Annotated in this window: 25 protein-coding genes; 11 read left to right on the forward strand and 14 right to left on the reverse strand. The window is 68.8% G+C overall.

Annotated features, from left to right (window positions below):
* Positions 1–208: 208 nt before the first annotated feature.
* The gene (locus ABZ824_RS01135) at positions 209–961 is read right to left on the reverse strand and encodes an SDR family oxidoreductase (protein ID WP_355077857.1); all 753 of its coding nucleotides are present in this window, start codon (positions 959–961) and stop codon (positions 209–211) included.
* A gap of 101 nt (positions 962–1062) precedes the next feature.
* On the opposite strand from ABZ824_RS01135, the gene ABZ824_RS01140 reads away from it, so the two are divergent.
* Positions 1063–1950, forward strand: a complete 888-nt coding sequence (locus tag ABZ824_RS01140; RefSeq protein ID WP_356960936.1) for a helix-turn-helix transcriptional regulator — start codon at positions 1063–1065, stop codon at positions 1948–1950.
* A gap of 13 nt (positions 1951–1963) precedes the next feature.
* On the opposite strand, the gene ABZ824_RS01145 is transcribed toward ABZ824_RS01140, so the two are convergent.
* A complete protein-coding gene (locus ABZ824_RS01145; RefSeq protein ID WP_356960938.1) occupies positions 1964–2869 on the reverse strand; it encodes an EamA family transporter in 906 nt (301 codons plus the stop codon).
* A gap of 206 nt (positions 2870–3075) precedes the next feature.
* On the opposite strand from ABZ824_RS01145, the gene ABZ824_RS01150 reads away from it, so the two are divergent.
* Together ABZ824_RS01150 and ABZ824_RS01155 are read left to right on the forward strand one after the other, a co-directional pair.
* Positions 3076–3474, forward strand: coding sequence for a hypothetical protein (locus ABZ824_RS01150; protein ID WP_355077854.1), 399 nt, complete (start codon positions 3076–3078; stop codon positions 3472–3474).
* A gap of 72 nt (positions 3475–3546) precedes the next feature.
* Positions 3547–4452: a universal stress protein gene (locus ABZ824_RS01155; RefSeq protein WP_356960940.1), complete on the forward strand. Its 906-nt coding sequence runs from the start codon at positions 3547–3549 to the stop codon at positions 4450–4452.
* 3 nt (positions 4453–4455) lie between these two features.
* On the opposite strand, the gene ABZ824_RS01160 is transcribed toward ABZ824_RS01155, so the two are convergent.
* The gene (locus ABZ824_RS01160; RefSeq protein ID WP_356960941.1) at positions 4456–4911 is read right to left on the reverse strand and encodes a hypothetical protein; all 456 of its coding nucleotides are present in this window, start codon (positions 4909–4911) and stop codon (positions 4456–4458) included.
* Between the two features lie 153 nt (positions 4912–5064).
* Here ABZ824_RS01160 and ABZ824_RS01165 point away from each other — a divergent pair, with 153 nt between their 5' ends.
* Together ABZ824_RS01165 and ABZ824_RS01170 are read left to right on the forward strand one after the other, a co-directional pair.
* Positions 5065–6012, forward strand: a complete 948-nt coding sequence (locus ABZ824_RS01165) for a helix-turn-helix domain-containing protein (protein ID WP_356960943.1) — start codon at positions 5065–5067, stop codon at positions 6010–6012.
* A gap of 66 nt (positions 6013–6078) precedes the next feature.
* Positions 6079–6693 (forward strand): dihydrofolate reductase family protein, encoded by a 615-nt coding sequence (locus tag ABZ824_RS01170; protein ID WP_356960944.1) that lies wholly within the window; start codon positions 6079–6081, stop codon positions 6691–6693.
* 86 nt (positions 6694–6779) lie between these two features.
* Here ABZ824_RS01170 and ABZ824_RS01175 read toward each other — a convergent pair whose 3' ends face one another.
* The 5 genes from ABZ824_RS01175 to ABZ824_RS01195 all read right to left on the reverse strand — a co-directional run bounded on the left by ABZ824_RS01175 (position 6780) and on the right by ABZ824_RS01195 (position 11916).
* Positions 6780–7706 carry a hypothetical protein gene (locus ABZ824_RS01175; RefSeq protein ID WP_356960945.1) on the reverse strand — a complete coding sequence of 309 codons (927 nt, stop codon included), beginning with the start codon at positions 7704–7706 and terminating at the stop codon, positions 6780–6782.
* Positions 7707–7776: 70 nt separating this feature from the next.
* A complete protein-coding gene (locus ABZ824_RS01180) occupies positions 7777–8292 on the reverse strand; it encodes an ester cyclase (protein WP_355077848.1) in 516 nt (171 codons plus the stop codon).
* Positions 8293–8905: 613 nt separating this feature from the next.
* Positions 8906–9454: a thioredoxin family protein gene (locus tag ABZ824_RS01185; RefSeq protein ID WP_355077846.1), complete on the reverse strand. Its 549-nt coding sequence runs from the start codon at positions 9452–9454 to the stop codon at positions 8906–8908.
* A 105-nt stretch (positions 9455–9559) separates the two neighbouring features.
* Complete coding sequence (locus ABZ824_RS01190; RefSeq protein ID WP_356960947.1) at positions 9560–10498, reverse strand: threonine/serine dehydratase; 939 nt, start codon at positions 10496–10498, stop codon at positions 9560–9562.
* Positions 10499–10521: 23 nt separating this feature from the next.
* Positions 10522–11916 (reverse strand): phosphatidylglycerol lysyltransferase domain-containing protein, encoded by a 1395-nt coding sequence (locus ABZ824_RS01195; protein WP_356960948.1) that lies wholly within the window; start codon positions 11914–11916, stop codon positions 10522–10524.
* A 707-nt stretch (positions 11917–12623) separates the two neighbouring features.
* On the opposite strand from ABZ824_RS01195, the gene ABZ824_RS01200 reads away from it, so the two are divergent.
* On the forward strand, positions 12624–13118 hold the full coding sequence (locus ABZ824_RS01200) for a hypothetical protein (protein WP_356960950.1): 495 nt from the start codon (positions 12624–12626) through the stop codon (positions 13116–13118).
* A gap of 25 nt (positions 13119–13143) precedes the next feature.
* Here the strand turns inward: ABZ824_RS01200 and ABZ824_RS01205 are convergent, their stop codons facing one another.
* Entirely contained in the window at positions 13144–14313 is a 1170-nt protein-coding gene (locus tag ABZ824_RS01205; RefSeq protein ID WP_356960952.1) for an FAD-dependent monooxygenase, read from the reverse strand.
* A gap of 85 nt (positions 14314–14398) precedes the next feature.
* Between ABZ824_RS01205 and ABZ824_RS01210 the strand changes: the two genes are divergently transcribed.
* Positions 14399–15100 (forward strand): TetR family transcriptional regulator, encoded by a 702-nt coding sequence (locus ABZ824_RS01210; protein ID WP_356960954.1) that lies wholly within the window; start codon positions 14399–14401, stop codon positions 15098–15100.
* 73 nt (positions 15101–15173) lie between these two features.
* Positions 15174–15878 (forward strand): helix-turn-helix transcriptional regulator, encoded by a 705-nt coding sequence (locus ABZ824_RS01215; RefSeq protein ID WP_356960956.1) that lies wholly within the window; start codon positions 15174–15176, stop codon positions 15876–15878.
* Here ABZ824_RS01215 and ABZ824_RS01220 read toward each other — a convergent pair.
* The 3 genes from ABZ824_RS01220 to ABZ824_RS01230 form a co-directional block, all read right to left on the reverse strand.
* Complete coding sequence (locus ABZ824_RS01220; protein ID WP_356960958.1) at positions 15875–16264, reverse strand: VOC family protein; 390 nt, start codon at positions 16262–16264, stop codon at positions 15875–15877. The genes ABZ824_RS01215 and ABZ824_RS01220 overlap by 4 nt on opposite strands.
* Before the next feature lie 54 nt (positions 16265–16318).
* Positions 16319–16732, reverse strand: coding sequence for an arsenate reductase ArsC (locus tag ABZ824_RS01225; protein ID WP_355077838.1), 414 nt, complete (start codon positions 16730–16732; stop codon positions 16319–16321).
* A 601-nt stretch (positions 16733–17333) separates the two neighbouring features.
* Entirely contained in the window at positions 17334–18245 is a 912-nt protein-coding gene (locus ABZ824_RS01230; RefSeq protein ID WP_356960960.1) for an oxygenase MpaB family protein, read from the reverse strand.
* A 107-nt stretch (positions 18246–18352) separates the two neighbouring features.
* Between ABZ824_RS01230 and ABZ824_RS01235 the strand changes: the two genes are divergently transcribed.
* Positions 18353–19108 (forward strand): Sir2 family NAD-dependent protein deacetylase, encoded by a 756-nt coding sequence (locus tag ABZ824_RS01235; protein WP_356960962.1) that lies wholly within the window; start codon positions 18353–18355, stop codon positions 19106–19108.
* 19 nt (positions 19109–19127) lie between these two features.
* Here ABZ824_RS01235 and ABZ824_RS01240 read toward each other — a convergent pair whose 3' ends face one another.
* On the reverse strand, positions 19128–20426 hold the full coding sequence (locus ABZ824_RS01240) for a D-arabinono-1,4-lactone oxidase (protein ID WP_356960963.1): 1299 nt from the start codon (positions 20424–20426) through the stop codon (positions 19128–19130).
* 54 nt (positions 20427–20480) lie between these two features.
* Positions 20481–21161, reverse strand: coding sequence for a TetR/AcrR family transcriptional regulator (locus ABZ824_RS01245; RefSeq protein WP_355077834.1), 681 nt, complete (start codon positions 21159–21161; stop codon positions 20481–20483).
* Positions 21162–21278: 117 nt separating this feature from the next.
* Between ABZ824_RS01245 and ABZ824_RS01250 the strand changes: the two genes are divergently transcribed.
* Together ABZ824_RS01250 and ABZ824_RS01255 are read left to right on the forward strand one after the other, a co-directional pair.
* Complete coding sequence (locus tag ABZ824_RS01250) at positions 21279–22778, forward strand: MFS transporter (RefSeq protein ID WP_356960965.1); 1500 nt, start codon at positions 21279–21281, stop codon at positions 22776–22778.
* Between the two features lie 474 nt (positions 22779–23252).
* Positions 23253–23426, forward strand: coding sequence for a hypothetical protein (locus ABZ824_RS01255; protein ID WP_356960966.1), 174 nt, complete (start codon positions 23253–23255; stop codon positions 23424–23426).
* Positions 23427–23498: the final 72 nt, after the last annotated feature.

Below are 23498 nucleotides of genomic sequence, written 5' to 3' on the forward strand. Positions count from 1 at the left end.
GCGGGCGCGGGTGTCGCCGACGCGCTCGGCCGCGGACTCGAACGAGTCGCGCGGACGCACGGCCGGGATGTCGGGGACGTCGCCCCGATGCGCGTCGCGCCAGCCGAGGTATCCCATCCCGGCGGCCACCGAGGCGTCCTCGGGCCTGGCGCGGCGCCGGGGCAGTGTCGGTCATCCGCCAGGGTGGTAGCGGCGAACGCGTCGGCGATCAGCCCTGCTGGGTCGGGACGACGACGATCTCGGCGATGTTGACGTGCCGGGGTACGTCGACGGCGTAGGCGATCGCGTCCGCGATATCGCCGGGTTCCAGGATCTCGATCGCCGTGCGCCACTGCGCCAGGCCGGAGCGCTGTTGCTCGTCCTGCATCCCGTCGCCGAGTTCGGTGCCGACGAAGCCCGGTTCGATGTTCTTGATCCGGACGCCGCGCGGCCCGAACTCGGCGCGCAGGTTGCGGGTCAGGTGCGCGACCGCCGCCTTGGTGGCGGTGTAGACGGCGTAGTTGGGGAAGACCGTGTGCCCGCCGATCGAGCCGACCAGCACCAGATCGGCGCGCTTGCCGTCGGTCGCGGCCGCGAGCAGGTCATCGATGAACGCTCGTCCGGTGTAGAGCAGCCCGGTGACGTTGGTGCCGACCATCTGGTCCCACTCGTCGGTGAGCGCGGACTCGAACGGCGCGGCGAGCATGACGCCCGCGTTCGCGACGACGAGGTCCACGGGCCCGAACGCCGCACGCACCGTGGCGGCGGCATCGCGCACGGACTGCTGATCGCCGACGTCGGCGACGACCGCGAGGGCGTCCGCGCCGAGTTCGGCGGCGAGTTCTTCGATGCGATCCTTGCGCCTGCCCAGCAGGGCGACCTTGGCGCCGCTCCGCGCGAGCCGCCGTGCGGTGGCGGCGCCGATTCCACTCGATGCTCCGGTGACGACCGCGACGCGGCCGGTGAGGTTGTCGTTCGTCATGTCCACTACTTTCCGGCCCTTCGCGTGCGCCTGACAGGCTGCGGACTTCCTGGTAGTCGCGGGGCCACCCAGGAGCGGCGCCCCTGACCTACGCTCGGGTCATGGACTCCGACAATCGACTGGGCGCCTTCCTGCGCGCGCGCCGCGAATTGGTGCGACCGGAGGATTTCGGGTTGCCGGGCGGCGGCCAGCGGCGGGTCGCCGGTCTGCGCCGGGAGGAGATCGCCCTGCTCGCCGGGGTGAGCGCCGACTATTACGTGCGACTGGAGCAAGGGCGCGACCGGCATCCTTCCGAACAGGTCATCGCGTCGCTCGCGCGGGTGTTCGCGCTGGACGAGGAGGGCACGGCGCACCTGCGGGAACTGGCCAGGCCGACGGCCAGACGGCCGAGAGCGCCGCGGCGGCCCGAACGTGTGGCGCCCGGCTTGCTGCGCCTGATGAACGCGTGGCCGCACACGCCGGCGCTGGTGCTGGGCAGGTACCTGGACGTCCTGGCGGCGAATCCCTTGGCCGCGGCCGTCAACTCGTGTTCGGTGCCGGGAGTGAATCAGGTGCGCATGGTCTTCCTCGATCCGGAGGCGCGCGACGTCTACCTGGATTGGCCGACCATCGCGGCCGACACCGTCGCCAGCCTGCGGGCGACCGCGGGCGCGGACCTGGACGACCCGCGATTGACCGAGCTGGTCGGCGAGTTGTCGCTGAAGAGCGAGGAGTTCCGGCAGCTGTGGGCCCGCCATGACGTCCGGGCGAAGACCGGGGGCGTCAAGGAATTTCGCAACCCCATGGTCGGGGACCTGACCTTGTCCTACGAGACGTTCAGCGTGAACGGCGCGCCGGGCCAGATACTCATCGCCTACCACGCGGAGCCGGGATCGCCCTCGGAGCGATCTCTGGCACTGCTCGGCAGTTTGATCGCCGACAACCCGGGGGCGGCAGAGGATGCGCAGCGTCCCGCCGGTCAGCCGGACGTGACGCGGCAAACGCGCTGAGCGGCCGGAGCCGTCAATCCTTCGCTTCGGTCCGCGTCGCCCCCGCCGACGCAGCCACCACACACGCGACGCCCGCCCACTGTCCGAGATTCATGATCTGACCGAGGACGACCAAACCCGCGATCGCCGCGACCGCTGGCTCCAGACTCATCAGCACACCGAAGACGCGGGGCGGGATCCGCCGCAGCGCTTCCAGCTCCACCGAATACGGAAGCACCGACGACAGCAACGCCACCGCGAATCCGGCGGCGAGCACGCCGGGCTGCAACAGCGCGGCGCCCGCGTCGATGACGCCGACCGGCAGCATGACCAGTCCGCCGAACGCCATGGCCAATGCCAGACCGCCGCCGCCGCTGGTCTGTTCGCCGAGTGCGGCGCTCAGCAGGATGTAGCCTGCCCAGCACGCTGCCGCGGCCAGCGCGAACAGCACTCCGGCCCAGTTCACGTCGCCGTCGGCCCGGGTCAGCAGCAGCACTCCCGCCCCGGCGAGCATCGCCCACAGCGGGTCGATCCAGCGCCGCGATCCGGCCAGCGCGACGCTCAGCGGTCCGAGGAACTCGATGGTCACCGCCATGCCGAGCGGAATCCTATCGATCGCTTCGTAGAACGAGAGGTTCATCAGCGCGAGCACCGCGCCATAGCCGAGGACGACCGGCAGCGCGCCGCGTGCCACCCGCAGCGACGAGCGCCAGATCACCAGCAGGACGATCCCGGCGAAGACCAGCCGCAGCGTGACCGCACCGGCCGCTCCGGTCGCCGCGAACAGTTGCTTCGCTACCGCCGCGCCCACTTGTACGCTGACGATGCCCGCCAGCACCAGCGCCGTCGGCGGTACGCCACCGAGCCCCTGAGCGGCGACCGAACGCCGGACCGAGACCGGCCTCGCCCCGCGCGCCCTCCGCTCGAAGTCGATCGCCACCACGCCGCACCTCCGTTGTCTCGGGAAGACCTCCGGACACCCAACCACGCCGGGGCGACACGACCGTCAGGCGGTGCGGGCCCCACCGAGATTCCGCGGTTTGCCCCCGTCGAAGCCGTGGGGGAGTGAGTATCTAGTTATCGCGCCGGTGCGCGGCCGGCGTCCGTTCGACGAAGAGCGACTCACGACCGATAGGACCACTCCGCATGCGAAAAGGAGTTGCCGCGATAGCGGCGGCGATCGGAACCGGCGCGGCAGTCGCGCTGGCTTGCCCACCCCTGGCCGGAGCCACGGTGACCCAGGTGGGGATGTATCCCGGCATCAATTTCGGCTTGGCCACGAACTACGGAACAGGCTGCACCTACACCGCGCGAGCGACGGTGACCGACATCGTCACACCGGTGACGTTCTACGACAACGGCATCCCGTTCGGCGTGGTCCGCCCGTCGGGCGGTGTCGCACTGATCGACTGGGTGCCCGCGACACCGGGGCCGCACACCGTCAGCGCGGTACAAGAGCCGTACGCACCGTATGTGGCGGGAATCGACCTGCGGGTCGGTGAAGGCGTCCACCTGGGGTACGCGTGCGTCGTCCTCGGCGGTTGACGGGTCCGCCGCGCCGGTAGTGTCGAAATCGGCGGTGCTGAGCTCGATCTTTTCGTCGGAAAGGAAGTGAGCATGCGAAGCAACGGGCCGATCGTGGTCGGTGTGGACGGGTCCGCCGGATCGGCGGCGGCGGTCGCGTGGGGAGCGCAGGCGGCCGCGCAGCATCGGGCGCCACTGTGTCTGGTGCACGTGCTGGATCCGGTCGCCGACTACGGGCCCGGCGTCACCGAACCGCTCACCAGCACCGACTACGCCCGATTGGAGGGGCACGGTCGCTGGGTGCTGGACACCGCGACCGAGGAGGCGCTCATCGCGGTCCGGGCGTTGCACGACATCGAGATCACCACCGAGTTGGTGTACGAGCCGGTCGGTCCGGCGCTGCTGGACCGTACCCGCGGAGCGCGGATGATGGTGGTCGGAACCCGGGAACGCGGGACCGTCCGGCGCGCTCTGCTCGGGTCGGTGAGCGCGACGCTGGCCCGCCGGGCGCGCTGCCCGCTGGTCGTGGTCCGGGAGGGCGCGCCGCTCAGCCCGGAGGCCAGGAAGCAGCTGATCGTGGTCGGGGTGGACGGTACGGAGGTCAGTGAACCCGCCATCGAAGCGGCACTGCACGAGGCCTCGGCGCGGGATGTGCCGCTGCTGGCACTGCACGTGTGGACCGGCGTCGAATTGCCGTCGGCGAGGGCGGAGCTCGCGGGTGACACCGAAAAGCAGATCGTGCTCGCGGAGAGCCTCGCCGGATGGCAGGAGCGCTTTCCGGACGTCGAGATCCGGCGCGAGATCGTGACCGATCGGCCCGAGCGCTGTCTGCTCGAACGCTCCGAGCGAGCCCAGTTGCTCGTGGTCGGTAGCCGTGGCCGAGGTGGGTTCGCAGGCATGCTGCTCGGCTCGACCAGTCAGGCGCTGCTGCTGTCGGTGGCGTGCCCGATCATGATCGTCCGCGACCTGTCGATGGTGGTCCGCCACCTGCCCGACTGAGCGTTACGCTCCGGTCGTCGAACCCGGCCGGACGATCATCAGAACGGTGACCGCCGCCCACAGCAGGTTGAACACCCCGGTGTCCATGGCGAGACGGCGGATCAGCGTCGGTGTCGTCCCGGTGAGGTCGGCCAGGATCTTCTGCTGTCCCGGCAGCACGAGCAGTGCGAGCACACCTGCCGCGGCGGCCGTCAACCCGATCGACACCATCAGCCATGCGTCGCTGAGCACGCCGAGACTCAGCGCGGTGAGCAGACCGAAGGCCGGGACGAGCACGCCGAGCAGAGCGTAGACCCGGCAGATGCGATGCAACGTGCCGAGGACGGCGGGGCTGTGCTCGGCTCCGGATGGGGCGAGGGCGCGGCGGGTGGTGGCGGGAAACATGCTGGCAGCCACCGTCACGGGTCCGACGGCGATGATCACGGCGAGCACGTGGACCGAGAGCAGGAACTTCGTCACGGCGGTCGACACTAGTAAGCGTGGCGCGTACGAGAAATTGGCGAAAGTGCCATATAGCGATTGATTCTCGCCAATAGCCTTGAACTGCCCACTCCTCCCAGAGCGCACTAGATCGGCATTGGCTGAAATCGACCGGATAACTACGCTATTGCCATGCACACCGTGGTCGTACTCGCGCTGGACGGAGTGATCTCGTTCGATCTGGCCACGCCGGTGGAGGTGTTCGGGCGAACCTGCCTGCCCGACGGACGCCCCGCCTATCGCGTGGTGGTCTGCGCGCCCGCGCCGAGGGTCGACGCGGGCGTGTTCACGCTGTGTGCGTCCCGGGGGCTCGATGCGCTGGCCGAGGCCGACACGATCGTGCTGCCCGGCTGCGCCGATCCGGGCCTGCCGGTGCCGGACGAGGTGATCGACGCGCTACGCCGGGCCGCCGCCGCGGGCACCCGTATCGCGTCGATCTGTTCCGGCGCCTTCATCTTGGCGGCGACCGGATTGCTGAACGGCCATCGCGCGACCACGCACTGGCTCGCTACCGCGGAACTAGCGGCCCGCTACCCGGAGATAGAGGTGGACCCCGGCGTGCTGTACGTGGACAACGGTTCGTTGCTCACCTCGGCGGGCGCCGCGGCCGGGATCGATCTGTGCCTGCACATGGTCCGCCGCGACTACGGCTCGGCGGTGGCGGCGGACGCGGCCAGGAAATCCGTCGTGCCGCTGGAGCGGGAAGGGGGACAGGCGCAGTTCATCGTGCACGACCAGCCACCGACGCCGCGCGGCTCGGTGCTGGAGCCGGTGCTGCGGTGGATCCAGGACAACTCCGCGCGCGACCTCTCCCTCGACGAGATCGCCGTACAAGCCGGAATGAGCACCCGCACGCTCAACCGGCGGTTTCGCGAGCACACCGGAACGACGCCCCTGCAATGGCTGTTGCGTGCGCGCATCCGGCAGGCGCAGCATCTGCTCGAAGTCACCAGTCACCCGGTGGACCGGATCGCGGGCCAGGTCGGTTTCGGGTCGCCGACCGCGTTCCGCGACCGCTTCAAGCGAGTGGTCGGGACGAGCCCGCACAACTACCGGGCAGCCTTTCACGCCGACCGATGAGTTCTCGCGCGTCACCCCGTCGGATCAAGCGACCGAGTTCGCAACACCGATCCAGGAGCAACGCGCATGAGGAAAATCACCGCAGGCCTGTTCATCGCCCTCGACGGCGTCATCGAAGATCCGCAGGACTGGCACTTCCCGTATTTCGACGACGCCATGGGGGCGGCTGTCGACGCCCAACTCGGCGCCGCCGACACCCTGTTGCTCGGCCGCAGGACCTACGAGAGCTTCGCGGGCGCGTGGCCGGAGCGCGAAGCGGCGGGCGGCCCGGACGCGGCGTTCGCGAAGAAACTGGGCGATGCGCGCAAACTCGTGGTGACGCGGCAGAACCTCGAATTCACCTGGCGCAACTCCGAAGTGATCGGCGGCGACCTGATCGAGGCGGTGACGGCATTGAAGGGCGAGCCGGGCGGGGACATCGGCATGAGCGGCTCGGTCTCGGTCGTCCGTCAGTTGCTGGCCGCCGGGCTGCTGGACGAACTGCACCTGCTGGTGCATCCGATCGCGGTCGGCAAAGGCGAGCGCCTGTTCCAGGACGGCGCAACCACTGTTCCGCTGCGCCTGCTGTCCTCGGAGACCTTCGACACCGGGGTGCTGCACCTGGTCTACACCCGCGACGAGGCCGCGCTCGCCGGAACGTACGAAGACGCGAAAGTGCATCTGTCCCAGAGCGTTCGGTAAGCGTCGGCTCCGGATCGCGCAGGGGGTTGCCGCTGAGTTTCGGTCCAGCGCTCGCCATTTCGGAACTCGAACAGTGCCAGTGCGAACTATAGGAAGTGTCCGAGCGCTTTCGTGACGATGCCGCCGGTGACCGATTTGACGAGGTAGCTCGTGGAGTCGTGCGGTGACGCGCCGTTGTCGAAGTGCGGTTCGGTGACCGGAGCGACGGTGCCGCCGGGATACGGCGGAAAGAACGCGGTGAGATCGAGGTGCGCCGCGACGAGATCGTCCTCGTCCACCAGGTTGTGCCAGTTCGTCACCGCCTTCGGCACGGTGCTCGGCTGCGGGCGCAGCCGGTCGTACACGACCGTGCGCAGGCCCAGTGGCGAGCCCATGGTCAGCAGGGACACCGGGTGGTCGGTGCGGTGCAGCGCCTCGTAGGCCACCACGCTGCCGAGCGAGTGCGCGATCACCAGGCGCGTTTCGGGGCCGATCTGGTCGAGCACCTGCCGCTGGGCGTACTCCCGCACCTCGTCGTCGGTGAAGTACCGGGCGACTTGGGACAGTGCCGCTATGACGAACTTCTGGGCCAGCCCGAACCCGAACGGCGCGAACCAGCGCAAGCGCGTCAGCGCGTTCAAAGCGGGCCGCAGCCTCGCGTTCGCTCCCTGCGCCACCGCGTCCGGCGGCGGGGGAGTGCCGAGTCGGCGGGCCGTCGCCCGATCGCGCTGGTCACCGGCGTGCTCCACGGCTGTCGCGAGCCACGTGGCCGCGAGTTGCTCCATCAGGTCGAGTTGCTCGTCGTCGAGTTCGGTCCCCGCACCCTGGGCGCCCTCGACCAGGAACCGATTGCCGTAGAACGCCATGCGGGTCGACAAGTCGCCGGGAGTACCGTTGCGCCACAATCGGTCCGCCAATTCGGGTGCGCCGTAGTTGCGTACGCCTCCGGCGAGTCCGGGCAACCAGCGCGCCTCCAGCGTGTCGGCCGATTCCTGTTCCTGCGCGATGCCGTGCACGAGGACGATCGTCGCCAACGTCCCACCCCTTTCGATCCCCGGTGTCGGGAACAGTGTCCCTCATCGGAGGCGGGATCGGCAGCGTGGCTCATCGTCCGGAACGGTTCCGTGCGCGAATCGCTTTGCCCAGTGGGGCAATCGAATTGGCGAGGCCGAACAGCACCCGCTCGGCGATCGAGTGCTGCGGGGGCAGGACGGCGAGTTGGCGGGCGAGTTCCAGCCCGTTGACGATCGCCGTGTTCGACTCGATCAGCCCCTCGCGCACGACGAACACGTCGGTGCCCAGCAGATCGAGGTGTCTTCCGTTGGGGGCCAACCCGATCAGCGGCGCGGTGCCGTCGAACCGGCCGTGCATGCGCCAGTGCACCACGGCACGCTCGTCTTGCGCCGTGACCGAGAGGATCTCCACCGTCAGGTCGGGGACCGCGGCGTGCACGTCACGGAAGAAGGCCACGACCTCGCCCGGAGCGCGCAGATCGGCGACGCCGACGAACACGTCGATCGCACCCGGCCGCCAGCAGTCGGAGACGGTTTGCCAGTCCTGCTCGCCGATGGCCTCGACGTAACGACGCGCCACCGACCCCGGGTCGCCTGAGTTCGTCAACGGTAATCCTTTCGTCATCGCGATAGTGACCTATTCGGGGATGACCGCGCTCCACGCCCACGCCCGACATCCTGCTCGTCCCGACGGGCCCGGCCCGGCGGCGGCCGCGGTCGACGACGCGCTGCCGGCCTGGCTGCGGCGAGCGCACCGGAGCCCCACCCGGTGGACGAGCTCGGTGTGCACGGGTTCGCTGGTACTGGCCGCGGCTGCTGGACGGACGGCCTGCCACGACGCATCGGCCGGCGCAGTCGGCATTGCGCGCACTCGGCGCGGACGTTCGCCCGGAGGAACGAGTGGTGCGCGACGGGAGAACAGCCACGGCCGCAGGAGTCTCCGCAGGCATCGATCTGGCGCTGGGGCTGGTCGGGGACGTCTTCGGCGCGGAGCAGGCACAGATCGCTCAGTTGATCATCGAGTACGACCCGCAGCCGCCGTACGACGCCGGTCATGTCGGCAAGGCCTCGCGCGCCGTGCGGCGGGCCGCCACCGCCCAGCAGGCCAGGACCGTGGTGGACCCGGGCAACCTCGGGGGAATTCGCCAGGTTGTCGGCCGCCGTGCCGCAGCTGGCGTGGCGCAGCGCGATCCGTCGCGTGCGCGAACGAGGGAAGCTCTTCAGGCGTCCCGCCATTTGATCGAGCAACCCATGCTCGGCCGGTGTGGTTCGGGCGCGGGCTCGCCCGCGAGCACGGCCTCGACGGCCGTGCGCAAGTCGTCCCCGGTCAGCGGTTTGCCGTTCCCGGGCGTCGATTCGTCGAATGCGCCGCGGTAGGCGAGTCGGAGGTCGGCGTCGTAGAGGAAGAAATCGGGAGTGCATGCGGCGCGGAAGGCCCGCCCCACGTGCTGCTCCTCGTCGACGAGATAGGGAAACGTCCAGCCCGCGCGGATCGCTTGGTCGCGCAGCCGCAGCGGGGCGTCGTCCGGGTAGGCGGTCGCGTCGTTGGTGCAGATGGCCACGGTCGGCATGGACGGCAGCGAGTCGACCAGTTCGCCGAGCGCGGCCTCGATGTGCTTGACGTAGGGGCAGTGATTGCACGCGAAGACGACCAGCAGACCGGGTCCGTCCGCGAAGTCGTCGCGGGAGTAGATCCGCTGGTCGAGATCGGGTAGAGCGAAGTCGGGTAGCGGTGTGCCGATGGGAACCATGTGTGAGGTATGCGCCATGGTGTGCCTTCCGTCGGGATCGCAGAGGACAGCGGGAGCCTAACCCCGTGTCGTCCGATTCGTCGGAAATACGCCGATGAACGGTCAGTCGGCGTGGCGGGCTTCTCAGCAGGTCAGATCGGCCGGATCGGTGTTCGCTCCGCACAGCACCACGCACACCCGCTCGCCGGGCCTGGGCCGGAACGCCGGCTCCGCGCCGCGTATCGCCGCCAAGGCGGTCGCCGCGGCATGCTCGACGGCGAGGCGGCGCTGCGCCCACAGCTCGCGGCGCGCCGCCACGATCGCGTGGTCGTCGACCAGCACCGAGGCCACGTCGTAGCGCTGTGCGGCCGTCAGCGCCAGCTGCGAGGCGCGCCGGGCGCCGAGCGAGTCGGCGGCGATCGAGTCGACCTCCACGTCCACGACCTGTTCGGCCTCGATAGCGGCGTGCAGCGCGCGGCAATGAACCGGTTCGACGGCGACGGTCCGGACGCCGTAGTGATCGGCGGCGGTGGCCACACCCGCGAACAGCCCGCCGCCGCCGACGGCGACCACGACGGCGCCGAGATCGGGAATGCGCTCGTGGATCTCGGTCATGAGCGTGCCCGCACCGGCGGCGATCAGCGGGTTGTCGTAGGCGTGGGAGAGCAGGGCGCCGGTGGCGTCGGCGAATTCGCGACTGGCCGCGAGCGCGTCGGCGTATTGCGTCCCCACCAGGCGGACGTCGGCGCCATAGGAGGTCAACCGGTCCACTTTGACCCGCGGCGCGGTGGTCGGCAGGAACACCGTGGCGGGAATTCCCTGGCTGCGCGCTGCCCACGCGCACGCGAGTCCGGCGTTGCCGCCCGAGGCGATCGTCACGCCTACCCGGGGTAGCGTCTCGTTCTCGCGATGCGTGAGCAAGAAGTTCAGCGCACCCCGGGCTTTGAAGCTGCCGGTGTGCTGCAGGAACTCCAATGCGAACCACAGCTCGCCCGTGTGGTCGGCCTGCGCCACGGCCACCGGTCTGACCAGCCCGGCCACCCGTTCGGCAGCGGCCTTCACGTCGCTGTGCGTCAGTTCCATCGAACTCCTCGGTACCGTGCCGCTCAGTACTCGCGGCGGTGCGGGGCGAACTCCAGGGTGAGCAGGGCGGCGGCGGCGATGACCACTTCGCGCCAGCGGATCAAGGCGTAGCGCTGATCCGACAGCGCGTGGAATTTCCGCAGGAAGCGGTAGAGCGATTCCAGCCGGATCAGTGGATCGGCGAGGTGCACCAGCACGTAGAGCAGCGTGGCCGTGCGCGATTTGTCCTTCTCGGCGAACAGTTCCGGGAAGGGGGCGAAAGCCAGCGAGATACGGTGGATATCGTGCGCGGCGGCGTAGTCGACCAGATCGACGATCATGCGTTCGTCCAGGCCGTTGGGTGCGTCCTTGCGCCGCCACGGCACGTCGAGGCTCAGTTCCCGGCCGCGGTCCGAGATGCCGTAGCGCTGGAAGCCAACGGGATTGCCGTCGGCGTCGCTGGCGATGACCACCAGCATGTTGGGATTCCGTCCGTCGAGCAGGTGGTCCAGGATCATCGAGAAGCCACGGGTCTGCCTGCCGCGCCGCCATTCGTCGACGATGGCCAGCAGTTCCTCGCGTCGTTGTTCGGTGAGGGCCGACTCGTACACCACCTCGGTGGTGACGCCGAAATTCTTGGTCCGGCTCACGGCTTGGCGCAGGTTGCGGAACTTGCGGCCGACGAGGTCGAACTCGTCCACGTCGAGCACCACGTCGCGGCCGATCGGTACCGCGTGCAGCCCGCGATGCTCCAGCGCCCACACCTGCCACAGGTCCGCTAGTTCCGGGCTCGCGCCCAGCACGGCGACGCGCCAGCCCTGGTTGACCGCGAAGTCGGAGAAGGCGGCGACCAGTTCGGGGAAGGCCGCGCGATCACCGATCGGGTCGCCCGCCACGGCGGCGATGCCGAAGCGAGCGCGATAGCCGATCGCGGCGGTCGACGACGCGTTGAAGAAGTAGGTCTTCGACGAGTGCAAGGCGAACGGCGCCAGCGCATCGCCCTCGGTGCGGCCGACCAGTTCGGCCACTCGGTACAGCTGGTCGGGCTGCGGTTTGCTGGCTATCGGCAGCACCAGAACGAAGCCGGTGGCGGCCAGCAGCACGAATCCGGCGCCGGGATGCTCGGCGCGGTAGGCCAGATGCGCGACGGCCAGCACCAGCACCGCGGCGGTGAGGTGCGGAAGCGTGATCGGCCTGCGCAGGTGCAGCCCTCGCGCGACGAAGACGCCGGACAGCGCGATTGCGACGAACCAGCCGTGGTCGACGGTCTCGTTCGAGGTGGCGTTGGCCTCGTAGGCCAGGATCACCGCGATCAGCAGCGCCAGGGTGATCAGCATGGCGCGCGCGGCGGGCGTGGTGGTGAAAGCGGCTTCCCGGTAGCCGCTGAGGGTGGTGGCGCGCAGTGTGCGCGAGCTGGAGGTTCCCTGACCGTCAGGCACGAGCGGGCTCCGCTCTGCCCGCGCGCTTCGCTACCCACGACAGTTTCGCCATGGTGGCCCTCCAGATGATCGCCTACCGAACACACTATGCGCACCCGACGGTCCAGGGGAAATGCCTTTCCGAACCGTCGGGTAGCCCGGGGGCACGAACCGAGCCGGACGCAGGGCACGTGCTGCCCCCAGGGGCAAACATCGGATGAATCCCGTTTTATTCCTTCGCCAGGGCCGCTTCCAGTCGTGCGATCTGATCGGGTGGCATGGACCGTCCTGATCGGCGTGAGCGACCAGCAGTTCCGCCGTGATGCCCGCCGCGTGGTGGCGCGGGCTGTCCGGGCGGGCCGCGATCCGATCGCCGAAGGTCGCCGCCGACGTCACGTGCGAAATCATCGGGGCTCCGAGGTCGGATTCCGGCGGTCAACCGGTGCGATGCCGGCCGCGCGATGTGCGCCCGCGCGACGACATAGGAGAATCCTCGGCTTCAGACCGATTGCCCGAATGTGCGCGGAGCATGGTCGAAGCAAATCGACAATTCAACCCTATTTCTTTCTCTTGGGGGCTGATTCGGTCGATTGCAGCCCGATTGCTGATTCCTCGGCGTGTATCCGCGATTTTCCGCTGTCCCGTTGTCATGCTCAGTGCCTGGCTGATCCGAACCAACCGCCTGAGGAGTGGGCGCGACGAGAGGTCCGACTGTGAAACTGAGCTGGATGGCGATTGCCGCGCTGGTAGTCGCTGCTGTGTCCGGGTGTTCCGACGATCCTTCGGAGGGGGCGGCGGCGACCTCGACGACCGTCGGTGCCGCCTCGAGCGCTCCGGCCACGACGACCGGAGCGCGCGACGACGAGGCGGCGGACGGCGGGCTCCGGATTTTGCTGGGTGAAGTAAAGAAAGTTCCGGTGCCCGCCGATGCGGTGCTCGATATCCGGGCTCCCGCCGGTTGGGGTCAAGCCGTCGGTGGTATTCGCTGCACAGTCACCGATAGTTCCGGCCGGAATGAAGATCTGCGCTCGTCGGACGCGAAGAAGACCGAGACGTTCGGCGGGACGGAATGGGTGACGGTGTGGACGTTCTCTTCCGCCCCGAACAGCGACGTCACCGTGGGTTGCCGGGACGCGGAGTCGAAGATCGCTGCCGCTCATCGTGATCCGTATCTGCGCGTCGTGCCGCGCGAGATCGTCCCGATCGCGCCGCCGCAGCGCTGATCGCACCGGCGCTGTGCCCGGCTGTTCAGGCGGCGGCGCGCACCTCGACCGGCCGGTAGACGCGAGACGCGAGGGACTGCAACACCATCAGGCGAGTCAGTTGGTTGCGCAACCAGATGCGGCCGCCGGTGGCCGGAATCAGCATGGAACTGCTCGCCCGCACCGAACGCTGGGCCCGCAGCACGGTCGGACGCAGGGCTTGCTCATAGCGGCGGAAGGCGATCCGATGGTCACCGCCCGCTGCGGCCAGCTCGGTCGCGAGCAGATGTGCGCCCTCGATGGCCAGCGCCGCGCCCGCGCCCGACAGCAGCGTCGCGCAGTAACCGGCGTCGCCGACCAGCGCGACCCGCCCCTTCGACCAGGCCGGTATGCGGACCTGGCTCACCGCGTCGAAATAGAAGCCGTCGTCGGCGGCGGCCTGGTCGAGCAGGGTGGGCACCTGCCATGCCTGGTCGTCGAAATACCCGCGCAGCAGGGCTTTCTGGGCATCCTGGTCGCGGTGGTCGACCTCGAGCACGCGGTCCTCGCGGAAGGCGAAGAACGCCGTCGCGGTGTCGTGGGCCCCCGAGCGGTAGACGCCGGCCACCTTCCCCGGCGTGTTGTAGAGCGTCACCGAGTGCGGACGTCCGAGCTCGGTGTCGATACGCGCGGTGGCGAAGTACACACCGAGGTGGTGCAGCGCGTCCGCCTCGGGTGTCACGGCGAGATTCCTTGTCCGCGAATGCAATCCGTCGGCTCCGAGAACCAAGTCGAATTCGGCCTGCTTGCCGCTGTCGAAGGTCACCTCGACGCCGCCCTCGTGCTGGTCGATCGCGGCGATCGAATCGCCGAAGGTGAACTCGACGTCGTCGGCGGTCGCCTCGTACAGCACCTGGGCCAGGTCGCCGCGCATGATCTCGAGGTCGCCGTCCCCATTGAAGGTGCGGGTGCTCATGCCCGCGACGCGGCGGTCGGCGGCGTCGACGAAGGTCAGCTCGCGGATGTCGGTGGCTCGTTCACGCAGCCGCGGCAGCACCCCCATGCGCTCCGCGATCCGCACCGAATTGGCGCGGATGTCGACGCCGTTGCCGCCCGGGCGCAGTGCGGGGCTGCGCTCGACCACCGTGGGCCGGAAGCCGTTGCGCACCAGCCAGTACGCGAGCGTCGGTCCGGCGATGCTCGCGCCGGAGATGAGAATGCGGGGTTCGTGGGCCATGAGTGCCTCCTTCATCGACTGACCGTTGGTCAGTCATGAATGTAAGACACTGACCATCGGTCAGTCAACAGGTAGGATCTGTACCGTGAGCGACGAGACGACCACCCGCGCGCGCATCCTCGAGGTGGCCATGGACCTGTTCGGGACGCATGGTTACCACCGCACCTCGGTACGCGCGATCGCCGAGCAGCTGGGCATCTCCAAGGCGGGCGTGCTGTACCACTACCCGAGCAAGTACGACATCCTCGCCGGTTTGGCCGAACCGTTGCTCCTCACCATGGAACGTGTCGTCGCCGAGGCGGCCGACCCGGATCCCTGCGAGGCGCGCCGTCGCCTGATCGAAGGGTTGCTCGACGTGTTCCTCACGCATCGCTATCTGCTCCGGCTCAATGTCCGCGACCTGGCATTGGCCGCTCCAGGAACCATTTTCGAGCGGTTCAGCAAGGCCATGATGCAGGCGAACATCCTGGTGGCGGGCCCGGACGCCACCTTCGCGGAGCGCGTTCGGGCCATCCAGGCGGTGGCCGGGCTCAGTGACCCGGTGGTGTTGTACGCCGAGGCTCCGGTCGAACAGTTGCGTGCTGAGGTGCTGGAAGGAGTGCGCCTGCTGTTGGCGCCCGCAGACCGGACGCCGCCCGCGTCGGCGTCCAGGGGAAGGCCCGCGGCGATGACCGAGGAGCGGATCGAACTCGCCCGGCGGATGCGTGACACGGAGCGCCGCAGCGTCCCGGACATCGCCCGGGAGTTGGGTGTCTCCCGGGCGACGCTGTACCGCTATCTCAAATAAATCGTCTTATTGAGACGATATTTTTGAGACAAGCCGTTCGTGTTCGTCGGCGGCCCGGGGTAGCGTCGGCGGCATGGACGATGCCGCCTACCGCGAGCGGCCGTCGAGGTACGCGGGCGCCGTGTTGTGGACCAAGACCGTCGACGGCAGTGGCTCCGCGCTGCCGGTGCTGCCCGACGGCTGCATGGATCTGATCTGGATGAACGACCGGTTGGTCGTCGCGGGACCGGACACCCGTGCCCACCATCCCGGTGGAACGTCCGGCGATCGGTATGTCGGCGTCCGGTTCTTCCCGGGAACCGCGCCCGCGTTGCTCGGCGTCCCGGCGTGCGAGTTGCGTGACCGGCGAGTCGATCTGGCTCAGCTGTGGCCGTCGGCGATGGTCCGGCCGCTGGTCGACCGGATCGCGGGTGCCGGAGATCAGGCGGCAGCGCTGGAACACCTCGTGCGCCGGCGCGCGGCCGAGACCGAACCGGCAGATCCGCTCCTGCGGAAGCTGGTCGGCGCGCTCGACGCCGGGTGGCCGGTGGCGGCGGTCGCCGACACGGCCGGGCTCGGCGAGCGGACCCTGCGCCGCCGCTGCCTGGATGCCTTCGGTTACGGCCCGAAAACCCTTGCGCGGGTGCTGCGCTTGCAACGCGCGCTGGGGACGGCACGCCAGGGCGTACCGCTCGCCGAAACCGCGACGCGAGCCGGTTTCGCCGACCAGGCGCACCTGTCGCGCGAGGTGCGCGCGCTGGCCGGGATCCCGCTGGGAAAGCTCCTCGCCCAGTCCTAGAGAGCGCCGTACAGGTCGACGCCGTTGCCGTCCGGGTCCTGCACCACCGCGTAGCGCTGCCCCCAGAAGGCGTCCCACGGCTTCAGTTCGCCGTGGTATCCGGCGTCCACGAGTTCGGCGTAGACGGCGTCGACTTCAGCGGGATCGTCGCAGCGAAAGGCGATTCCGAGTCGGCCCGCTCCGGTCGACGGCGTCCAGTCGGGGTGGAAGGAGCGGATGACGGTTTCGGTGTCCAGCGTGAGCCGCAGGCCGTTGGGCAGAGCCGCCTCGGCATGCCCCTCGTGTTCCGAGCCGTCCGGGAAGTCGAGACCGAGGCGGCGGTAGAAGGTCACCGCGGCGGCCATATCGCGGACGACGATGCCGATCACATCCAGTTGTGGTGTCATGCCGGCAGCGTAGGCAGTGCCGCGCGGGCGCGTCTTGAACGAATCGGACAGCGCCTACCGCGCGGGTGCGGGGACCAGTTCGGCGATGAGATTCTCCACCAGGATGCGAATGTGGTCGCGGATCGTGCGCACCACATCGATGGTCTGGTCGGCGGGATCCGGCAGCATCCAGTCGCGGTAGCTGATGCCGGGGAAGAACGGGCAGGCGTCGCCCGCGCCCATGGTGACCACCACGTCGGAGATGCCGATCGCGTCCATCGTGAGCGGCTTGGGGGTGTGTCCTGAGATATCGATGCCGATCTCGGCCATGGCGTCCACCACCGTGGCGTTCAGGGTGTCGGCCGGTGCGCTGCCCGCCGACCGCACATCGAACCGGTCGCCCGCGAGGGCGGTGAGGAACCCGGCGGCCATTTGCGAACGGCCCGCGTTGTGTTCGCAGACGAACAGCACACTGGGCTTGTGGGACATGGGAACGCCTTTCGATGTGCAAGGTGGAGCATAAGTGTGCTGGCTGGCGGACCGGCCGCCCGGCTGGGTGAGCCGAAACGCTTTCGGAGCGTATGAGATACGTATACCAGCGAGCCGTGAATCGTTACGGCGCGCCGTGCCTTCGTGTGCGCGCGCGTACGGTGATCGCAGGTCAGAGCCCGAATCCGAGATCGCGCCGCCGCCGCGTACTCGCATGCCGGAGGGGACTGGACGGTAGCGCAGGAGTGTTCGCCCGAAGGGGCGCACCGGAAGGCACGAGGAAGGCCGCGGCATCCAGAGACGTTGCGGTTCGCGAGGTTTCGGCAGCGCGGGACGACACGCGATTCGATCCGGCGAGCGCACAGGCTCAGGACGTGCGGGCATCACCCGGTAGCCGCTGTTATGCGGATCACTACGCAACGCGCGACATCACATCGCCGAACGCGCTTCGGTCTCTTGCACCGCCGGCACGTGTACCCCGGTCGATGCGAGGTCGACCGGGGTACACGCGCGAATCAGCGGAATGTCATGGCCGCGGGGATCGAATCGTCTCGCCCGCCGCGCATGCCCACCGGAGAAGGGATTATTTCCCGAAGGCGGATCAGATCGGACGCAGGTCGATCATCTTGCGCAGCCGCTGACGATCGCGTTCGAGGCGGCGGGCTTCATAGGCGATCGGGAAGTAGCGCAACCGCTCCGGCAGCAGCGGCACCAGTCGCGCGATCAGCCGGCCGAGCATCCGGAGCTTGCGCTCGTCGGCCGCGGTCCAGGTCAGGCCGAGCTTCTGGCGCGCAACCTCGGGCGTGGTGCCGACCGTCACGAAGTACTGCAGCCAGCCGATCGGCGCGGCCGCCGCTTTCCAGGCCGGACGCAGCACGCGCGGCAGTTGCTTCGGCGGCGCGACGGAGCGGATCACCCGCAGGTAATCGCGCGCGGTGTCGGTGGCGACCAGATGGTTCGCGACGGTGTCGTCGAAGAACTTCTCGAATTCGGTGTAGTTCGCCGGGATCTCCTTGGGCGCCACCGAGAAATTGCGCAACAGCTGCAGCGTCTCCTGGAAGTACGCTTCCTTGTCCGCCGCGGTGAGCGGGCGCTCGGCGAAGTACTTGGCGCTTTCGGTGAAGGCGAACGTCCCGGTGTGCAGCACCCAGGCCCACGGGGCGCTGGACAGCGCGGTGTGGCGCACGCCGTTGGCGTCGGTGGTGTTCAGTGACGCGTGCAGCTCCCGCAGGCGGTCGGCCTCGGCGAGCGCCTCGTCGCCGCCGTAGACCCACATCATCACCGAAGCCAGGCTGCGCGTGGCACGTCCCATCGGATCGGTGCGGAAGGTGGAGTACTCGTCCACCACCGCGGAGATGGTCGGTTCCATCGTTTGCAACAGGAAGGCCGAGCCCGCGGTGAGGGAGAACGTGATCAGACCGGTCTGTTCCCACATGCGGGTTCCCGGTTCGATCGGGCGGCGGGGCGGCAGCGTACGCGCGCCGGTGGATTCGCGTGCGACGGACGCGGTCATCGTGATCTCCCTTGATCGGCCGAACCAATACAATGAGATGATAACACTAACAATCTCTCATCGTCTATCCGTGTCCGATCTCGTCGCTGCCCCTAGGCTGTGCAGATATGACGACCGAGTGGCGCAGTCGTACCGGCCGGATCGGAGTACTCACGGGCGCGGGCATCTCCACCGATTCCGGCATCCCGGATTTCCGCGGCCCGCGCGGGGTGTGGACGAAGGATCCGATCGCCGAATTGCTGTCGACCTATCAGAACTACGTGGCCGACGGAGGCTTGCGGGAACGCGCCTGGCTCGCGCGGCGGGACAATCCGGCTTGGCAGGCCGTCCCGAACGCCGCGCACAACGCGCTCGCCGACTTGGAGCGGGCCGGGCGAGCGGTCACCATCATCACCCAGAACATCGATCGCCTCCATCAGCGGGCGGGGTCATCGCCGGATCGGGTGATCGAGATCCACGGCAACATGTTCGAGGTGGTCTGCATCGAATGCGATTACCAGACCTCGATGTCCGCCACCTTGGAGCGAGTGGCCGCGGGAGAGCCCGACCCGCCGTGTCCGGACTGCGGTGGCATCCTCAAGTCCGCCACCGTGATGTTCGGCCAGCAGATGGACCGCCGCACCATGACCAAGGCCGCGCTCACCGCGGAGACGAGCGACATCTTCCTGGCCATCGGAACGTCGTTGCAGGTCGAGCCCGCCGCGTCGATGTGCTCCATCGCCGTGCGCAGCGGCGCGGATCTGGTGATCGTGAACGCCGAGCCGACGCCGTACGACGCCATGGCCACCGAGATCATCCGCGAACCCATCGGCACGGCCGTGCCCCGTCTGGTCGCGGAGCTCCTCGCCGATCCACCGGAGTGAAGCCTGCGGTGCGCCGGGTTCAGCCGACCGGGCCGAGTACCCGGTCGAGATAGGGATTGGCGAAACGCCCTTTCGGGTCGAAGCGGCGGCGCACCTCGGCGAACCGATCCCAGTCGGGATAGCGGCCGCGCAGCGTCGCGGCGGTCTGGAAGTGGCGTTTACCCCAGTGTGGGCGGCCCTGGAAGCGGTCGAAAATCGCTTCGCAGGCGCGGAAGTATGGCTCGAAGTCCATGCCCCGGTACTGGTGCACCGCGATGTAGCAGGTGTCGCGGCCGGCCGCCGGGGACAGGAACGCGTCGTCGGGCGCGACCCACCGCACCTCGATGGGCATCGGGGTGTCGAATCGAGTGGACAGTTCCTTGATCTCGCGGATCGCGTCGACGGAGTGCTCGCGCGGGATCGCGTACTCCATCTCGGTGAAGCGGATCAGGCGCGGCGACGCGAACACCCGGTAGGAGCGGTCCACCTGACGCCGGTAGCTGCCCGCGTAGGCGGCGCTGCGCTGGATCAACGGGAGCAGGCGCGGCTGCCTGCGGCTCAGTCCGCACAGCGCGTCGAACAGGTAGTTGGACAACAAGATGTCGGTGAACCAGTCCACCGCTCTGGGGCGCGGCTGTTCGGGCAGGAGCACGCGGTTGTTGCGCTTGGTCATGGCCAGCGGGCTGTGCGCGAACATGTAGAACTCGAAATGCTCGTTGCCGTCGACGAACGAATCCAGGTCGGCGAGCACGTCCTCCACCGGGATCGGTCGCTCGATGCCCTCCAGCACGAAGGATGGCGCCATCCGCAGCGTCAGGGCGGTGACGACGCCCAGTGCGCCGATGCCGACGCGCGCCGCGCGCCAACCGTCGGGATCGGTCTGCTCGTTCAGTTCCGCCAGGGTTCCGTCGGCCTGCATCAGTTCCACCGAATGCACCGCGGCGGAGAGGTTCTGCAAAGTCGCGCCGGTGCCGTGGGTAGCGGTGGCGATGGCGCCCGCGACGGTCTGCACGTCGACGTCGCCCAGATTCGGGAAGGCGAGGCCGTGCTCGTGCAGGGCGGTGCTGGCGGCGTTCAGGCTGATGCCCGCCTCCACCCGGACCAGGCCGCTCGCCCGGTCGACGTCGAGCACGCGGTTCAGGTTCGCCAGGCTCAGCAAGGTGCCGTCGGTCAGGACGGCGTCGGTGAACGAATGCCCGCTGCCCGCGACGCGCACGGTCCGGTCGTCGGCTTCGGCGTCGGCGAGCAGGCCGGCCAGTTCGTCGACGGAGCGCGGCGTGGCGAGGAGTGCGGGTGCGCAGCGTTGATCGCCGGCCCAGTTCACCCACGAATTGGTCATGCGTCCAACTCTACGGGAGTGTGTGTGACCCGCGCTACTTACGGTTCGTTTTCGCTACCTCTTGCGCCAGCTGCAGGTCAGCTGTTGCTTGGCGTGCTCGACCTCGTCGTCGCTCAGCGGGGGGACGACGAGATGCTGACGCGGCGTCTTGTCGCCGCGCACGCCGTTCAACATGATGGCCATATACCGCTGCCAGACATCGGGATTGACCGGCCTGGCGAACTCGGCGAGACCGTCGACCATGTGCACCAGCGCGAAGAAATCCGAGGGCTCGATGCCGTCGGCGAGCACGCCCGCGTCGCGGGCGCGTGCGCAGATGGCGTGCACCTTCGGCTTGATGCGATCGCGCACGACCGCGAATCGGTCGGTCTCGTCGTCTTCGAGTTCCAGCATGACTTCGCTGAATCCGCGATTCGTGGCCATGTGCCGACACGCGTATTCGAAGAACTCGACGAGTCCGAACCAGGGATCGGGATGCCGGTAGGCGGCGTCGGCCGCGTCGGCGAAATCGTTCAGGTTCTGGTCGAAGACTTCGACGATCAGTTCCTTCTTGTTCGCGAAGCGGCGGTACACCGTGCCGACACCCACACCGGCGCGCTCGGCCACGTCGTCGAGAGTGATCTCGAGTCCGTGATCGGCGAACAGTTCCCGTGCCGCGGCGATGATCCGCTGCTGATTGCGCGCGGCATCGGCCCGCAGGCGCCGGGGTGGAGAGGCGACCGTGGCGTGATTCACACCGCCATTCTATCAACATCGGGGACTAACCGGAGGTGTTGTCTCCGTTATCGTGATAGCTTCTTCGAGTAAGCGGAGGAGCATCCTCCGGATCAATGCTCGAGACAAAGGGTACACATGACTACCGCGATCGACCGCGGGGCCCCGGCCCCGGAGCGAACGGGAAGTGGGCGGCGCGGCTCGCACGCCCTGCGCTGGTGGGTGCTGGCCGTCCTCGGCGTCGCTCAGCTCATGGTGGTGCTGGACGCGACCGTGGTGAACATCGCCCTGCCCGCTGCCCAGCAGGACCTCGGCTTCAGTGACGGCGACCGCTCCTGGGTGGTCACCGGCTACGCACTGGCGTTCGGCAGCCTACTGCTGCTCGGCGGACGCCTCAGCGACCTGTTCGGCAGGCGCACCACCTTCATCATCGGTCTGGTCGGCTTCGCGGTCGCCTCCGCCGTCGGTGGCGCGGCCACCAGTTTCGAGATGCTCGTCGCGGCTCGTGTCGGACAGGGTGTCTTCGGCGCGCTGCTGGCGCCCGCCGCGCTCTCGCTGCTCACCGTGACCTTCACCGAACCGTCCGAGCGGGCGAAGGCGTTCGGCATCTTCGGCGCCGTCGCCGGCACCGGCGGCGCGATCGGGCTGCTGCTCGGCGGCGCACTGACCGAATGGGCCTCGTGGCGCTGGGTGATGTTCGTGAACCTCGCCTTCGCCGCCGTCGCCCTGGTGGGGGCCGTGCTGTTGCTGGCCAAGCACACCAGCACCGAGCGGCCCAAGCTCGACATCCCCGGCACGGTGGTGGTCACCGCGGGCTTGTTCGGCATCGTCTACGGGTTCTCGCACGCGGAATCGGACGGGTGGGCCAACGGCGTCACCCTGGCGTTCCTGCTCGGCGGTGCGGCGCTGATCGCGGTGTTCGCCTGGTTGGAGACCCGGGTCGCGCACCCGCTGCTTCCGGTGCGGATCGTGCTCGACCGGATGCGCGGCACCTCCTACCTGACGGTCTTCGTCATGGGCATCGGGATGTTCGCGATCTTCCTCTTCCTCACCTACTACATGCAGCTGACCCTGGGCTACTCGCCGATCATGACCGGCGTGGCGTTCCTGCCGATGGTCGCCGCCATGGTGGCCTCCTCGACCACCGGCCCGTCGCTGCTGCTGCCGAAACTCGGCCCGAAGGTCGTGGTCAGCGGTGGCTTCCTGATCGCGGCGGCGGGCATGGCGTGGCTGACCCGGATCGGTTTGGACACCGGCTACGTCACCCACATCCTGCCCGCGCTGATCCTGCTCGGGCTCGGCCTCGGCGGTTCGATGTCGATCGCCTTCCAGGGTGCCACCTCGGGCGTCCAGCACGAGGACGCCGGCGTGGCCTCGGCCATGATCAACACCAGCCAGCAGGTCGGTGGATCGATCGGCACCGCGCTGCTGAGCACCATCGCGGCGTCCGCGGCCACGGACTACCTGTCCGCCCGCACCCCGGACCCGCTCACCATCGCCCAGTCCGCGATCGAGAGCTACACCACGAGTTTCTGGTGGGCCACGGCGATCTTCGTGGTGGGCGGCATCCTCACCGCGGTGCTCATGCCGAGCACGGCGCCGGTGCCCGCCGAGGGAGAGCCGGTGCTCGCCCACTGAACCGAGTGCGGCACCGCCGATCCGGTTTCCGGCACAGCGGCCGCCGTCCCCGCGATTCCGTCGCGGGGACGGCGGCCGTCGTCGCTGTCCGAGCCGGGTGATCGGGTTCGTCCGCGAGCGCGGCGGTGCCATCGCGAGGAGGGGAGGCGGGACTGTGCTCTGCGATTGCCCGATCGGCCACTCCTGGCGGTCTACTCCGGTGTGGGGACGAATCTTCCGCCATGGGCCGCGGCAATGATCCGGATCGCGGAGCGCGTCGCCGAGCATCGCGCACGACACGCGGTGCTCGTCCGCCGCACACGGCAAAGCGCTCCCGAATCACCATTATTGGTGCAAAATACGAGGTAAGTAGATGTGGCGGGCTTTGCTGAACGCCATCGGCATTGTGCTCGATCCGGTCTCGTGCAGAGGTGGGCGGTCCTCTACCCGGCGTACGCGGTAAATGTCATGGGATGCTTTGCAATCGGAAACCCGATGATTCCGACCGCTTCGGTGTGGGTAGCCAAGGGGCTGCTGTGCACCCTTCTCGGTATCGGCGCACCCGGCGGTCGCACCACCTTCTCCACCCCACCCGCGAGGTTCGTAGACTCCTCGGACCGGGCGCGGCACTTCCCGCGCTCGTCCGCCTCGGGGGTGGCGGTGGCGTAGCCGGGGCGTCGGAGCCCGGCGCGGGCATGGCACGGTGAGTACCTGGTTCGGCTCGGCGATCGACGGGAACGG

This window comes from Nocardia sp. NPDC047038 (assembly GCF_040644075.1).
GTDB lineage: Bacteria > Actinomycetota > Actinomycetes > Mycobacteriales > Mycobacteriaceae > Nocardia > Nocardia sichangensis.

Coding starts and splice junctions, on each gene's coding strand:
- ABZ824_RS01170 (WP_356960944.1), top strand. CDS start 6,079: ATGAGGAAAATCACCGCAGGCCTGTTCATCGCCCTCGACGGCGTCATC.
- ABZ824_RS01155 (WP_356960940.1), top strand. CDS start 3,547: ATGCGAAGCAACGGGCCGATCGTGGTCGGTGTGGACGGGTCCGCCGGA.
- ABZ824_RS01150 (WP_355077854.1), top strand. CDS start 3,076: ATGCGAAAAGGAGTTGCCGCGATAGCGGCGGCGATCGGAACCGGCGCG.
- ABZ824_RS01220 (WP_356960958.1), bottom strand. CDS start 16,264: ATGACACCACAACTGGATGTGATCGGCATCGTCGTCCGCGATATGGCC.
- ABZ824_RS01240 (WP_356960963.1), bottom strand. CDS start 20,426: ATGACCAATTCGTGGGTGAACTGGGCCGGCGATCAACGCTGCGCACCC.
- ABZ824_RS01165 (WP_356960943.1), top strand. CDS start 5,065: ATGCACACCGTGGTCGTACTCGCGCTGGACGGAGTGATCTCGTTCGAT.
- ABZ824_RS01140 (WP_356960936.1), top strand. CDS start 1,063: ATGGACTCCGACAATCGACTGGGCGCCTTCCTGCGCGCGCGCCGCGAA.
- ABZ824_RS01185 (WP_355077846.1), bottom strand. CDS start 9,454: ATGGCGCATACCTCACACATGGTTCCCATCGGCACACCGCTACCCGAC.
- ABZ824_RS01190 (WP_356960947.1), bottom strand. CDS start 10,498: ATGGAACTGACGCACAGCGACGTGAAGGCCGCTGCCGAACGGGTGGCC.
- ABZ824_RS01255 (WP_356960966.1), top strand. CDS start 23,253: ATGATTCCGACCGCTTCGGTGTGGGTAGCCAAGGGGCTGCTGTGCACC.
- ABZ824_RS01225 (WP_355077838.1), bottom strand. CDS start 16,732: ATGTCCCACAAGCCCAGTGTGCTGTTCGTCTGCGAACACAACGCGGGC.
- ABZ824_RS01200 (WP_356960950.1), top strand. CDS start 12,624: ATGGCGATTGCCGCGCTGGTAGTCGCTGCTGTGTCCGGGTGTTCCGAC.
- ABZ824_RS01230 (WP_356960960.1), bottom strand. CDS start 18,245: ATGACCGCGTCCGTCGCACGCGAATCCACCGGCGCGCGTACGCTGCCG.
- ABZ824_RS01135 (WP_355077857.1), bottom strand. CDS start 961: ATGACGAACGACAACCTCACCGGCCGCGTCGCGGTCGTCACCGGAGCA.
- ABZ824_RS01250 (WP_356960965.1), top strand. CDS start 21,279: ATGACTACCGCGATCGACCGCGGGGCCCCGGCCCCGGAGCGAACGGGA.
- ABZ824_RS01205 (WP_356960952.1), bottom strand. CDS start 14,313: ATGGCCCACGAACCCCGCATTCTCATCTCCGGCGCGAGCATCGCCGGA.
- ABZ824_RS01215 (WP_356960956.1), top strand. CDS start 15,174: ATGGACGATGCCGCCTACCGCGAGCGGCCGTCGAGGTACGCGGGCGCC.
- ABZ824_RS01235 (WP_356960962.1), top strand. CDS start 18,353: ATGACGACCGAGTGGCGCAGTCGTACCGGCCGGATCGGAGTACTCACG.